A 12,503-nucleotide genomic window follows, 5' to 3' on the forward strand; every position below is an offset into this window, starting at 1 on the left:
GACACGCTTCTTTTTAAGAAGGCAACTTCTTTTTCATCAGAAGCCGCTGCCACTCTCTCAAGCCACCCACCAACCAAACTCAGCAAAAAAGCTGCTAATCAGTCAGCGAGCCGGCCAGTATACGAGAGCTTTTCAGAACCTTGCAAGACCACTCCTACAAAAAGTTTTGCAGCGGCCCAGGCTCAGCATGGAACCGCATCGTAGCCCCCTAGCCGAGCCTCGGCAAGGCCTAGCTCCACAGCGAAAAGTGCGCGAGGGCCTTGCCAGGCTACGGGAGGCCCCAACTGGGCGGAGGACATCCCGTCGCACTCTAGCCGGTCGTCAATGAACCACTCGCGCCAGAGGCGAACGCCTAGAGCCAGCCCATCCACTCACCCGCACGGTGTTTCGAAGAAGCCGTGGAACGGTTCGGAGGGGGATATTCCGTTATCGCCTGCGATGCCAAAAGGCGATCACCTCGCCCATGATGCCTCTTCGGAAAGCAAGAACGCACACCATGAAGATCAGTCCCGTGACGATGGTCACCGACTCTCCCAGGGTGCTGAACCATTCCACCTTTGTGATGGACGCCAAGAGTGACCCCAGCTCGCCAATCTTGTTTTCGAGCGCAACGACTACCGTCGCACCAACGAGTGGGCCCGACAACGTGCCCAGCCCGCCAAGCAAGGTCATCAGAATGACGGACCCGGATGACGACCAGTGCACGTCGGTCAGCGTGGCGAAGCCCAAGACCACCGTCTTGAGCGCACCGGCCAGGCCTGACAGCGCAGCCGAGATCACGAACGCCACCAATTTCACACGACCCACGTCGTAGCCGAGGGAAAGCGCCCTCGCTTCGTTCTCCTTGATGCCCTTGAGCAGTTGGCCGAAGGGCGAGTGCACGGTCCGCACGATCAGCGCAAACGCCAGCGCCACCACCACCAGGGCCACGTAATACATGATCATGTCGCTCTGCAGGCTCAGTATGCCGAACAGCTTGCCGCGCGGGACGCCCTGAAGGCCGTCCTCCCCGCCCGTGAACGGCGCTTGCAGAGCGAAGAAGTAGACCATCTGCGCCAATGCAAGGGTGATCATCGCGAAGTAGATCCCCTGCCGGCGAATCGCAAGGATGCCGAAGACCCAGCCCAACACCGCGCCCACCGCCGTGCCGAGAAGAAGCCCCACTTCCGGCGTCACGCCCCACACCTTGATGGCATGCCCGGCCACGTAGGCGGACCCGCCCAGAAACGCCGCATGTCCAAATGACAATAGGCCCGTGTAACCTAGCAAAAGGTTGAAGGCAGCCGCGAACAGCGCGAAGCACATGAGCTTCATCACGAAGACCGGGTAGGCGCCCAGCCATGGCGCCGCCACCAACGCCGCGAGCAGCAGGCCATAGCCCAAGGTGGATCTGGATTTCATTGCGCGCGACACCTTGCTACTTTTCCTTGCCGAACAGACCTGCCGGTCGCATGAGCAGCACCACGACCATGATCACGAATACGACCGTCGAGGACGCCTCGGGATAGAAGACTTTTGTGAGGCCTTCGATCACCCCCAACCCGAGCCCCGTGAGGATCGCACCCATGATCGACCCCATGCCGCCGATCACCACCACGGCAAACACCACAATGATGAGGTTCTGACCCATCAGCGGCGACACCTGGATCACCGGCGCCGCCAACACGCCCGCGAATGCAGCCAGCGCCACCCCGAAGCCGTAGGTCAACGTGATCATCAAAGGCACATTGACGCCGAAAGCCTCGACGAGCCGAGGGTTCTCCGTGCCTGCACGCAGGTAGGCGCCCAGGCGTGTCTTCTCGATCACGAACCAAGTGGCCAGACACACCACGAGCGATGCCACGACAACCCAGGCCCGATAGTTGGGCAGGATCATGAAGCCGAGGTTGGTGGCGCCCGACAACTGGTCCGGCGCGTCGTACTGCAGGCCAGAAACACCATAAAAAGAGCGCACGACGCCTTCGACCAACAGCGTGAGTCCCAAGGTCAGGAGCAGCCCATAGAGGTGGTCGAGCTTGTAGATCCAGCGCAGCAGCAGTCGCTCGATCACCACGCCAAGCAATCCGACGATCAGTGGCGCCAGGATCAGCATCCACCAATAACCGATGCCGAAGTAGTTCATCGCTGCCCAGCTCAGCACCGCGCCAAGCATGAACAGCGCACCATGGGCAAAGTTGATGACGTTGAGCAGCCCGAAGATCACGGCAAGGCCGAGGCTCAGGATTGCATAGAACGATCCGTTGACGAGTCCCAGCAGAAGCTGGCTCAGCAAAGCAGGAAGGGAGACGGTCATGTCGGACTACGGGAAGAGACTGCCGACCGGACTCATATGCAGAGCCCGGCCCAAGAAGCCGGCGGAGCACGCAAAGCGGTCAGCCGGCAGTACCCATCACTTCCAGAGCGTGCACTTGCTCTCGGCCTTGGTCGTGAAGACCTGATCGCCTGGCAGCGTCTTGACGACCTTCAGGTAATCCCAGGGCCGCTTGGATTCGGCTGGCTTCTTCGCCTCGACCAGGTACATGTCATGCACGAAGCGGCCGTCTGCGCGGATCTGACCCTTGGCGTAGAAGTCGCTGATGGTCATCTTCTTGAGCTGCTCCATCACCTTGTCCGAATCCGCGGTCTTGGCTGCCTCCACCGCCTTGAGGTAGGTCATGGTCGCGGAGTAGTCGGCGGCCTGGATGTCGGTGGGCATGCGCTTGGTCTTGTCGAAGAAGCGCTGTGCCCACTTGCGCGACTCGTCGTTCATGTCCCAGTACCAGCTCGTGGTGTGCAGCAGGCCCTCGGTGTTCTTGAGGCCCAGGCTGTGGATGTCGGACAGGAAGACCAGCAGGCCGGCTGTCTTCATCGTCTTGTCGATGCCGAACTCCTTGGCCGCCTTGATCGAGTTGATGGTGTCGCCCCCGGCGTTGGCCAGCCCAAGGATCTGCGCCTTGGAGTTCTGCGCCTGGAGCAGGAATGACGAGAAGTCGCTGGCGTTGAGTGGCGTGCGCACCGAGCCGACCACGTTGCCGCCCTTCTCCTTGATGACCTTGGTGGTGTCCGCCTCGAGCGCATGGCCGAAGGCATAGTCGGCGGTCAGGAAGAACCAGCTCTTGCCGCCCTGGTCCACCACTGCTGCGCCGGTGCCCTTGGCCAGCGCGACCGTGTCGTACGCATAGTGCACGGTATAGGGCGTGCACTGCTCGTTGGTCAGGGCCGAGGTGGCGGCGCCGTTGTTGAAGTACACCCGCTTCTTCTCGGCCGCGACCTTGGCCGTGGCGAGCGCCGTGCCCGAGTTGGTGCCGCCGAAGACCATCGTGACGCCCGCCGTGTCGATCCACTCACGGGCCTTCGAGGCGGCGATGTCCGCCTTGTTCTGATGGTCCGCCGTGAGCAATTCGATGGGCTGGCCCAGCGCCTTGCCGCCAAAGTCATCGATGGCCATCTGGATGGCGGTCGCGCCGCCCTTCCCCTCCACGTCGGAGTACAGGCTCGACATGTCGGTGACGAGGCCGATCTTGACCTTTTCCTGTGCGAGCACCGGGGCAACGAGGCCCAGCGCCAGGACGGCCGTCGCAACACGGGTCAGGGTGATCTTCATGGTGTGTCTCCTAGGGGTGAAAACGGAACGCGGGTGATGCATCACACGCCAAGCAGCTCATTGAGCAGCGGCATCTTGGCGTCGAGTTGGGCGGCAGCGAAAGACTCTACGACGCGACCATGCTCCATGACATAGAACCGATCAGCCAGTGGAGCCGCAAAGCGGAAGTTCTGCTCCACCATCAGCACGGTGTAGCCCTTCGCGCGGAGGGTGGTGATCATGCGCGCGAGGGCCTGCACGATCACAGGGGCCAAGCCCTCGGATATTTCGTCGAGGAGCAACAACCGGGCGCCCGTGCGCAGGATGCGTGCGACCGCCAGCATCTGCTGCTCACCGCCGGACAGGCGCATTCCCTGGCTGTGGCGCCGCTCCGCCAGGTTGGGGAACATGGCATAGATCTCATCGACCGACATGCCCTCGCCAGCACCTTTGAGTGCGGGGGGCAGCATCAGATTCTCTTCTGCCGACAGGCTGGCGAAGATGCCGCGTTCCTCCGGGCAATACCCGATCCCGTGGTGGGCGATGCGATGCGTGGGCAGCCCGATGGTTTCCTTCCCATCGACGCGGATGCTGCCTTTGCGGGCACCGGTCAGTCCCATCACCGCCCGCAGCGTGGACGTGCGGCCGGCGCCGTTGCGACCGAGCAATGTGACCACTTCGCCAGGGTTCACATGCATGTCCACGCCATGCAGTACGTGTGACTCACCGTACCAGGCATTCAGGCCCTCGATGGCCAGGGCGGGCGTGGTCATGGCCGCCCCCCTGACGGCGCGTACGCGGCATCCAGACGACGCCGGGAACCGGCTTCAAGCAACAAGCAGTCGCGCATTCAGTGGGCTCCTTGCAGCTGGCCGTCGGTCGTGCCCATGTAGGCCTCCATGACCTGAGGATTGCGAGACACCGCGGCATAGGGCCCCTCCGCCAGAACGGCGCCGCGCTGGAGCACGGTGATCGTGTCTGCGATGGTCGAGACCACGCCCATGTTGTGCTCCACCATCAGGATGGTGCGACCCACGGACACGCGCTTGATCAGTTCAGCCACACGGTGCACGTCTTCATGGCCCATGCCCTGGGTGGGCTCGTCCAGGAGCATCAGCTCGGGCTCCATGGCGAGCGTGGTCGCGATCTCCAGGGCGCGCTTCCGGCCGTAGGGAAGGTTCACCGCAAGGTCGTCGGCAACAGTCTCCAGCCCGACCTCCGCCAGCAATTCCAGCGCCCGGGCATTGAGCGGCACGAGCGTGCGGTCGCTCTTCCAGAAGTGGAACGAGGTGCCCAGCGCCCGTTGCAAGGCCAGCCGCACGTTCTCCAGCACGGTCAGATGCGGGAACACCGCCGAGATCTGGAAGGACCGGATGATGCCCCGGCGTGCGATCTGCGCCGGTCGCTCGCGGGTGATGTCGAGCCCGTTGAACAGAATGACGCCCGAGGTGGGCTCCAGGAACTTGGTGAGCAGGTTGAAGCAGGTGGTCTTGCCGGCACCGTTGGGGCCGATCAGGGCATGGATCGCACCGCGCTGCACCTGGAGGTCGACCTTGCTGACCGCGGTGAAGCCCTTGAACTCCTTGGTGAGCTGCCGCGTCTCGAGAATGATGTCGCTCATCCGCGGGCCTCCTGCCGCTGCGCATCGAATCTTGGGGTCATGCGTCTCCGTTGTTGTCGTGCCAGGCGGGCCTGCATCGCAAGCCTCGAACGTTGGCGCATTGTTGGCAGCAGCCCTGTCGACTGCTACTGGGGCAAATGCGGATGCTGCAGTGCAATGTGCACAAGATGCCGCAGTGCAGAAATCGGCCCCGCGGCGGTCACGGGAGGCCCCTTCGCGGGCGTCAGGAGAAAGCGCGCCGCACAACGACAACGCCCGCCAGCATTGCTGCTGGCGGGCGTTGCTCCGCGGGTTCGGCAGGGGATGCCGATCGGTCAGTGGGCGCCAGCCGCGGCGTCGCTCCCTCCACCACCCTTCGCAGGACGTGCGATCCAGATGATCGGGATCAGCAGGATGAAGAGCACAGCAGACCCGTAGAACAGGTCGGCAGTAGCCAGCATGAAGGACTGCTGGTCCGCCAGCCGATTGATCTGCGCCAGCGCCTGTTCGGGGCTGAACCCCGCACTGCTGAACATCGACAGGGTTGCACCTGCCGCAGGGCTGTTCGGATTGACGGCCTCCGCCAGTTGGGAGTGATGCAGCGCCGCGCGGTTCTCCCACAGCGTTGTCGAGATCGAGGTCCCCATTGCGCCCGCCGTGATACGCGCGAAGTTCGACAGCCCCGACGCCGCAGGGATGCGCTCAGGCGGCAGGCCCGACAGCGTGATGGTCACCAGCGGGATGAAGAAGAAGGCCATCGCGATGCCCTGGATGAGCGTCGGGATCATGATGGTCTCGAAATCCGTCTGCGTGGTGAAGTGCGAGCGCATCCACACCACCAGCGCGAACACGATGAAGGACATCGTGGCGTAGTAGCGCGGATCGACCTTGCCCACCGTCAGGCCCACGACCGGTGACAGCACGATGGCAAACAGCCCCACCGGCGCGAGCACCATGCCTGCGCTCGTCGCCGTGTAGCCCATGTACTGCTGCAGCCACAGCGGAAGGATCACCACATTGCCGAAGAACAGGCCGTACCCCACCGAGGTCGCAAGCGCGCCCGACCAGAAGTTGCGACGCTTGAAGAGCGACAGGTCGACCACAGGATGCTTCTCGGTCAGCTCCCAGACCAGGAAGAAGGCGAAGCCCACGACCGCCACCACGGCCAGCCCGATGATCTGGCCCGAGTGGAACCAGTCGAGTTCCTTGCCCTTGTCCAGCATCAACTGCAGCGAGCCGACCCAGGCCACCAGCAGCCCGAGGCCGATGGCGTCGATGGGCACACGCCGCGTTGGCGTCTCGCGCTTGCGATAGATGCTCCAGGTGACCGAGGCAGCCAGCAGGCCGACAGGCACGTTGATGAAGAAGATCCACGGCCAGGAGATGTTGTCGGTGATCCACCCGCCCAGCAGCGGCCCCATCACAGGCGCCACCAGGGTGGTGATGGACCACATCGCCATGGCCAGGCCAGCCTTGGCCCGGGGATAGCTCGACAGCAGCAGCGTCTGCGACAGCGGAATCATCGGGCCCGCCACGAAGCCCTGCAGCGCGCGGAAGGCGATCAGCATGGTCATGTTGGGCGCCATGCCGCACAGCCAGGAGCTCAGCACGAACAGCAGCACGCTGGCCATGAACAGACGCACCTGCCCGAAGCGCTGCGTCAGGAAGCCGGTGAGCGGCACGGCGATGGCGTTGGCCACGCCGAAGCTGGTGATGACCCAGGTGCCCTGCGTCGGGCTGACCCCCAGATCACCCGAGATGGCAGGGAGCGACACGTTCGCGATCGATGTGTCCAGCACATTCATGAAGGTGGCGGCCGACAGGGCAATGGTGCCCAGCACGCGCGCCGACCCTTCCAATGGCGCGATGGCGGCCGGCGCCCCCTTCGACTCAGAAGCAGCCATGGATCGATTTCCTGACGGCGATCAGAGCGGGCGCTGGTTGGCCGATGCCTGCAGCGCGTGGCGGGCACCGCTGTCGGCCGCCTGGCTCGACGGCGAGCCCACCGCCGGCTTGGTGCCCGCGGACGCAGGACTTGCAGCGGCAGGAGCGGGTCGGCCCAGATTCGCCGCGATGATCCGCTGCACCGCCTGCTCCGCGCCATCGTCCTGTCCGTTGTAGACCTGGGTCGACGCAAAGTCTGCAGCGCGCGGCGCATCGGCCAGCATCTTGCCGCTACTGTTGGCCACGTCGACTTCGGCATCCATGGAAAGACCGACGCGCAGCGGGTTGGCCTTGAGCTCGGCCATGTCCAGGCTGATGCGCACCGGCACGCGTTGCACCACCTTGATCCAGTTGCCCGTGGCGTTCTGGGCCGGCAGGAGCGCGAAGGCCGCACCCGTGCCAACGCCGAGGCCGGCGACCTTGCCGTGGTAGACCACCTTCTTGCCGTACACGTCGGCCGTCAACGTCACAGGCTGGTCGATGCGGATGCTGCGCAGCTGACTTTCCTTGAAGTTGGCGTCGACCCACAGCTGGCCGAGCGGCACGATGGACATCAGCGGCGCACCCGGTGCCACGCGCTGGCCCAACTGGACCGTGCGCTTGGCCACATAGCCGTCGACCGGCGCCGGCAAGGCCACACGCTGCGTTGCCAGCCAGGCCTCGCGCACCTTCGCGGCGGCGGCCTGGACGCTGGGGTGCTCCTCGACCGTCGTCCCCTCGGTGAGCGAGCGGTTGCTGGCCAATTGGTCGCGGGCTGCGGCCACGCCGGCCTGGGCCGCCGCCAAGGCACTGCGTGCACCCGCGAGTGCGGTTTCCGCGTGACTCAGCTCTTCCTTCGAGACGGCGCCATTGCCGGTGAGCGAGCTCCGACGCTGAAGGTCGTCCTGCGCCCGCGCGACATCGGCCTGGGCCTTCACCACGTCGGCCTGGCGCAGGTTGACCTGTGCTGCCAGCGAGCCGTTGTTGACGTAGAGCGTGCGCGCCTGGCGCACGGCCTGGCCGAGCGCCGCCTCGGCCTGCGAGAGCGCCACCTGCGCGTCGGCGGGATCGAGTTGCACCAGCGGCTGACCCTGCTTGACGTAGTCGGTCTCGTCGGCAGCGATGCTCATCACGGTGCCGGCCACCTGGGGCGTGATCTGGATGATGTTGCCCTGGACATAGGCGTTGTCGGTGGACTCGTAGTGGCCTGCCACAAGCCATTCGTAGGCCGCCCAGCCGGCACCGGCCAGCACCACCACGGCGGCGAGGGTCGTCAGCGCCTTGCGGCGGCGGGTGTTGGGTGCCTTTTCGTCGGCGACGGGAGAGGAAGAAGCAATGTTGTCGTTCATGGTCTGGCTCCTTGCGGGCGGGCGGACGCTGCGTTTCAGCGCGCCGCGGCGGATTCGTTGAGGGCGGCGGTCTTCGCGGTCGCGGACGGCTCACCTGCCCAGCCCCCGCCCAGCGCGCGGGCGAGCGAGGCCTGGGTATCGAGGGCACGGGCGGATAGCTCCACCGCTTGGCGGCGCTGGGCGAGCACCGCCGTCTCGGCCGTCAGCACGTTCAGGTAGGTGCCCAGACCGGCCTGATAGCGCTGGAGCGCGATCTGATAGGCGTCCTCGGCGGCGCGTTGTGCGGTGCTCTGCTCGGCCTGCTGCCGGACGATGGAGCGGGCACTGGACACCTGGTCCGCAACTTCATGCACCGCATCGATCACCGCGACGTTGTAGCTCTCGATGGCGGCGTCGTGATCGGCGGCTTTGCCGCCCAGATTGGCGCGCAGCCGGCCGCCTTCGAAGATGGGCAGATGGAGAGCGGGGCCCACACCCCACTGCAGGCTGCCCGACTTGAGCAACCTGTCGAAGCCGATCGACTGCGTCCCCACAAAGGCCGTGAGGTTGATGTTGGGGTAGAACTGGGCGCGGGCGCTGTCCTCGTCCCGCGCGGCTGCCTCCACCCGCCACCGGGCCGCCGCCACATCAGGCCGTCGAGCCAACAGGTCGACTGGAATCTGACCGGCGAGGGGCACCGCCTTCAACGCGGCCAGTGACGGGGGCGTCAGCCGCGCTGTCGCCTCGGGAGCCGCCACGAGCGCGTCGAGTGCGTGTTTCGCGTTGTCTATCTGCTCGTTCAGTGCCTCGATCTGCTGACGGGCCTCAGGCAATCCGCCTTCGCTCTGACGCTGCTCGAGTTGGGTGTCCAGGCCGGCCGACACGCGGTCGCGCACCAGACGCAGGGTCTCTTCGCGCTGGGCCAGCGTGCGGCGGGCGACATCGCGCTGCGCCTCGAGGCGCGCCCACTGGATGTAGCTGCGCGCCACATTGGTGGCGAGCAGGATGCGGGCGGCCTGGGCGTCGGCTTCAGCAGCCCGCGCACTGCCCACCGCCGCCTGGATGGCCGCCTGATTGCGGCCGAAGAAGTCGAGCTCCCAGCTGCCATTGAGCTGCAACGTGCCGTTTTCCTGCACCGTGCCACCGAGTGCACCGTAGATGTAGTTCTCGCTGTAGCGCTGGCGCAGCAGCTGGGCGTCGCCGCTGAGTTGGGGCCGCCCCGCAGCCTCCGCCACGCCGGTCGCTGCCAACGCCCTCGCAACGCGTGCCCGTGCCACCTGGAGGTTGGGGTTGGCCGCCAGGGCCTGCTGCTCCAGCATGTCGAGCTGAGCGTCGCCGAAGGCGCGCCACCACTGGGCGTCGACCTGTGCGAAGTCGTTGGTGCTCGTCGTGGTCACAGGAACACCTGCCTGGGCCGCATCACGCATGCGGGCATGCGACGCGATGCCTGCGGTGTCGGCACACCCCGCTGCAAGTGCCGCGACCGCCAGAGTGAGGGCCATGAGCGCAGGACGACCCGGACGACGGCCGCCAAAAGAAGAAATGGTCATCGCGAAACTCCTTGACCCGATGCGCGAGCGCATGCGGATTGCTTTCTCTGTGCGTTCTCCAGGATGCGGTTCAGGTAGCTCTTGAGTTGCTCCCATTCGGCCTTGGTGAAGCCGGCCAGCATCTCGTTGTGGACCCGGCTGAGTACCGACGGCACCTTCTGCGCGGCGCTCAGGCCTTCAGGTGTCAGCTCGATGTTGACGACGCGGCGGTCTTCCTGCGATCGCACGCGGCGCACCAACCCCTTGGCCTCGAGCCGGTCCAGCAGCCGCGTCATGGCGCCCGTGTCCAGCTGGCACTCCCGCGCCAGCTCGGCCACGGTGCCGGCACTGCCCATGTGCAGCTTGTGCAGCGGCACCCACTGCGGATAGGTGGGACCTCCCGGCTCGACCAGCTCGTTTTCCACGGCCTGCGAGACGCCGGTGAGGATGCGCTTCATGGCATAGCCCAGGCTTTCTTCAGCCTTGTAGCTCTCGGGACGATAAAAGTCGGCCGGCGGTGGACCGGCATTGCCCCCGGAGGGGGTTGTCTCTGATTTGGACATCCAGGAATATTATTTGCCTCGACAAATATTGTCAAGGCTGATTCTGGAGCGGCAGCCTCTCTCGCTAGAATCAGCGCCCGCCGGCCCTGCGCCGCGACTGCTGCTCCGGATTCCCGTGAAGAACGCCAAAACCTCTCCCCGTTCGCTTGCCGGCCTTGTCCCCTTTCTGCGCCCCTATCGCCTCCAGATCGCGATGGCTGGCCTCTTCCTCGTGATGGCGGCGGTGACGACCCTGGTCTTTCCCATTGCGTTGCGCGGCCTGATCGACGCGGGCCTGGCGCCCAAGGCGCCCGGCGATCAGGTGATGGCGCTGCGCGAGCACTTCCTCGCCCTCTTCGCCGTGGCGATCGCCCTGGGGCTGTTCTCGGCAGCGCGCTTCTACACGGTGAGCTGGCTGGGCGAGCGCATCACCGCCGATGTGCGCACCGCCGTCTATGGCCGCGTACTCCACCAGAGCCCCCAGTTCTTCGAGACCACACAGACCGGCGAAGTGCTGTCGCGCCTCACTGGCGACACCACGCTGGTGCAGACGGTGGTGGGCTCGTCACTCAGCATGGGCCTGCGCAACGCCGTGATGGGCGTCGGCGCACTCGCCATGCTGATCTGGACCAATCCCTGGTTGATGGCGCAGGTGGCACTGGTGCTGGTGCTGGTGGTCCTGCCCGCCACTGTCTTCGGTCGCCGGGTACGGCGGCTTTCGCGCGCAAGCCAGGACCGCGTGGCCGACGCCAGTGCGATCGCGGCCGAGGTGCTCAATGCCATCCCAGTGGTGCAGAGCTACACGGCCGAAGGGCGAGAGGCCGAGCGATTCGCCGGCTCGACCCAGGCGGCCTTCGAGACGGCGGTGCGCCGTACCAAGGCACGCGCCGTGCTCGTCGCTTTCATCATCATCACCACCTCCGCGGCACTGCTCTGGGGTCTTTACGCCGGCACGCAAGCGGTGCTCCGCGGCGAGATCAGCCCAGGGCACATGGGCCAGACCGTCGTCTACGTGGTGATCCTGGCCAGCGCGCTGGCCGTGCTGGGCGAGGTGTACGGCGACCTGCTGCGCGCCGCCGGTGCCAGCGAACGGCTGATGGAACTGCTGCACGCACCCATTGCCATTTCTTCGCCCGGCGCCGTGCAGGCGGCGCCTCCAGCGTCGGCAGGCGCTCACGTGGCGCTGGACGCCGTGCAGTTCCACTATCCCTCGCGTCCGGGCACACCCGCCTTGCACAATTTCTCGCTGCAGGTGGCACCGGGCGAAACCGTGGCGCTGGTCGGCGAAAGTGGCGCTGGCAAGAGCACCGTCTTCCAGTTGCTGCTTCGCTTCTTCGACCCACAGGCTGGCGAAATACGGCTAGACGGTCGGTCGTTGACGCAGTACGCCCTGAACGACCTGCGCGGGCGTATCGGCCTGGTGCCGCAGGATGCGGTGATCTTCTCAACCACGGCGCTGGAAAACATCCGCTATGGCCGGCCCGAGGCAACGGAGCCCGAGGTGCGGCGGGCTGCGCGTCTCGCGCATGCCGAGGGCTTCATCGACGCGCTGCCGGACGGCTTCAACACCTTTCTCGGCGAGCGCGGCGTGCGGCTGTCCGGCGGTCAGAAGCAGCGCCTTTCGATTGCGCGCGCAATCCTGAAGGCGCCCCCGCTGCTGTTGCTGGATGAGGCCACGTCGGCGCTCGATGCGGAGAGCGAGCGGGTGGTGCAGTCCGCCCTCGAATCGGCCATGGAAGGTCGCACCACGCTGGTCATCGCCCACCGGCTCGCGACAGTGCAGAAAGCTGACCGCATCGTGGTACTGGACCACGGCGCGATCGTCGAACAAGGTACGCATGCCGAGCTGATCGCCCGCGGCGGAAATTACGCCAAGCTGGCGGCGCTTCAGTTCACCGCCTGACTCGGCGCTGCGCGGCGGCTAGTTCGTCGCCCGCACGCGCGTTGCCGTTAACGGACAAAACGAAGCCCGCGCTCGGCGGGCTCTGTTTTTCCACACGAAGCAAGCACTGGCGCCAC

The 12,503-nt window shown here is 65.6% G+C and carries 11 protein-coding genes; 2 read left to right on the top strand and 9 right to left on the bottom strand.

Annotated elements, in window-relative coordinates:
* A partial coding sequence (locus tag BXA03_RS27405; RefSeq protein WP_234983846.1) for a hypothetical protein occupies positions 1–204 on the top strand: 204 nt, incomplete at its 5' end.
* Between the two features lie 222 nt (positions 205–426).
* Here the strand turns inward: BXA03_RS27405 and BXA03_RS25910 are convergent.
* The 9 genes from BXA03_RS25910 to BXA03_RS25950 form a co-directional block, all read right to left on the bottom strand.
* A complete protein-coding gene (locus BXA03_RS25910) occupies positions 427–1,401 on the bottom strand; it encodes a branched-chain amino acid ABC transporter permease (protein WP_076512068.1) in 975 nt (324 codons plus the stop codon).
* A 16-nt stretch (positions 1,402–1,417) separates the two neighbouring features.
* Entirely contained in the window at positions 1,418–2,293 is an 876-nt protein-coding gene (locus tag BXA03_RS25915; protein WP_076512069.1) for a branched-chain amino acid ABC transporter permease, read from the bottom strand.
* 96 nt (positions 2,294–2,389) lie between these two features.
* On the bottom strand, positions 2,390–3,583 hold the full coding sequence (locus BXA03_RS25920; RefSeq protein ID WP_076512070.1) for an ABC transporter substrate-binding protein: 1,194 nt from the start codon (positions 3,581–3,583) through the stop codon (positions 2,390–2,392).
* A 41-nt stretch (positions 3,584–3,624) separates the two neighbouring features.
* Positions 3,625–4,335: an ABC transporter ATP-binding protein gene (locus BXA03_RS25925; RefSeq protein ID WP_076512071.1), complete on the bottom strand. Its 711-nt coding sequence runs from the start codon at positions 4,333–4,335 to the stop codon at positions 3,625–3,627.
* Positions 4,336–4,412: 77 nt separating this feature from the next.
* Positions 4,413–5,183, bottom strand: a complete 771-nt coding sequence (locus BXA03_RS25930; RefSeq protein ID WP_076512072.1) for an ABC transporter ATP-binding protein — start codon at positions 5,181–5,183, stop codon at positions 4,413–4,415.
* Between the two features lie 314 nt (positions 5,184–5,497).
* Positions 5,498–7,066, bottom strand: a complete 1,569-nt coding sequence (locus tag BXA03_RS25935; RefSeq protein WP_076512073.1) for a DHA2 family efflux MFS transporter permease subunit — start codon at positions 7,064–7,066, stop codon at positions 5,498–5,500.
* 21 nt (positions 7,067–7,087) lie between these two features.
* A complete protein-coding gene (locus tag BXA03_RS25940; protein ID WP_076512074.1) occupies positions 7,088–8,434 on the bottom strand; it encodes an HlyD/EmrA/EmrK family protein in 1,347 nt (448 codons plus the stop codon).
* 35 nt (positions 8,435–8,469) lie between these two features.
* Positions 8,470–9,963 carry an efflux transporter outer membrane subunit gene (locus BXA03_RS25945; RefSeq protein ID WP_076512075.1) on the bottom strand — a complete coding sequence of 498 codons (1,494 nt, stop codon included), beginning with the start codon at positions 9,961–9,963 and terminating at the stop codon, positions 8,470–8,472.
* On the bottom strand, positions 9,960–10,505 hold the full coding sequence (locus BXA03_RS25950; RefSeq protein WP_076512076.1) for a MarR family winged helix-turn-helix transcriptional regulator: 546 nt from the start codon (positions 10,503–10,505) through the stop codon (positions 9,960–9,962). The genes BXA03_RS25945 and BXA03_RS25950 overlap by 4 nt, the downstream gene beginning before the upstream one ends.
* A 193-nt stretch (positions 10,506–10,698) precedes the next feature.
* On the opposite strand from BXA03_RS25950, the gene BXA03_RS25955 reads away from it, so the two are divergent.
* A complete protein-coding gene (locus BXA03_RS25955; RefSeq protein WP_083716550.1) occupies positions 10,699–12,387 on the top strand; it encodes an ABC transporter transmembrane domain-containing protein in 1,689 nt (562 codons plus the stop codon).
* The last annotated feature ends 116 nt before the right edge of the window (positions 12,388–12,503 follow it).

Origin of the sequence: Pseudacidovorax sp. RU35E, from assembly GCF_900156165.1 — a bacterium.
Classification (GTDB): Bacteria; Pseudomonadota; Gammaproteobacteria; order Burkholderiales; family Burkholderiaceae_C; genus Xenophilus.

Bases quoted from the DNA above. Each gene is read 5' to 3' on its own strand.
- BXA03_RS25910 (WP_076512068.1), bottom strand. From the start codon at position 1,401: ATGAAATCCAGATCCACCTTGGGCTATGGCCTGCTGCTCGCGGCGTTG.
- BXA03_RS25915 (WP_076512069.1), bottom strand. From the start codon at position 2,293: ATGACCGTCTCCCTTCCTGCTTTGCTGAGCCAGCTTCTGCTGGGACTC.
- BXA03_RS25920 (WP_076512070.1), bottom strand. From the start codon at position 3,583: ATGAAGATCACCCTGACCCGTGTTGCGACGGCCGTCCTGGCGCTGGGC.
- BXA03_RS25925 (WP_076512071.1), bottom strand. From the start codon at position 4,335: ATGACCACGCCCGCCCTGGCCATCGAGGGCCTGAATGCCTGGTACGGT.
- BXA03_RS25930 (WP_076512072.1), bottom strand. From the start codon at position 5,183: ATGAGCGACATCATTCTCGAGACGCGGCAGCTCACCAAGGAGTTCAAG.
- BXA03_RS25935 (WP_076512073.1), bottom strand. From the start codon at position 7,066: ATGGCTGCTTCTGAGTCGAAGGGGGCGCCGGCCGCCATCGCGCCATTG.
- BXA03_RS25940 (WP_076512074.1), bottom strand. From the start codon at position 8,434: ATGAACGACAACATTGCTTCTTCCTCTCCCGTCGCCGACGAAAAGGCA.
- BXA03_RS25945 (WP_076512075.1), bottom strand. From the start codon at position 9,963: ATGACCATTTCTTCTTTTGGCGGCCGTCGTCCGGGTCGTCCTGCGCTC.
- BXA03_RS25950 (WP_076512076.1), bottom strand. From the start codon at position 10,505: ATGTCCAAATCAGAGACAACCCCCTCCGGGGGCAATGCCGGTCCACCG.
- BXA03_RS25955 (WP_083716550.1), top strand. From the start codon at position 10,699: ATGGCTGGCCTCTTCCTCGTGATGGCGGCGGTGACGACCCTGGTCTTT.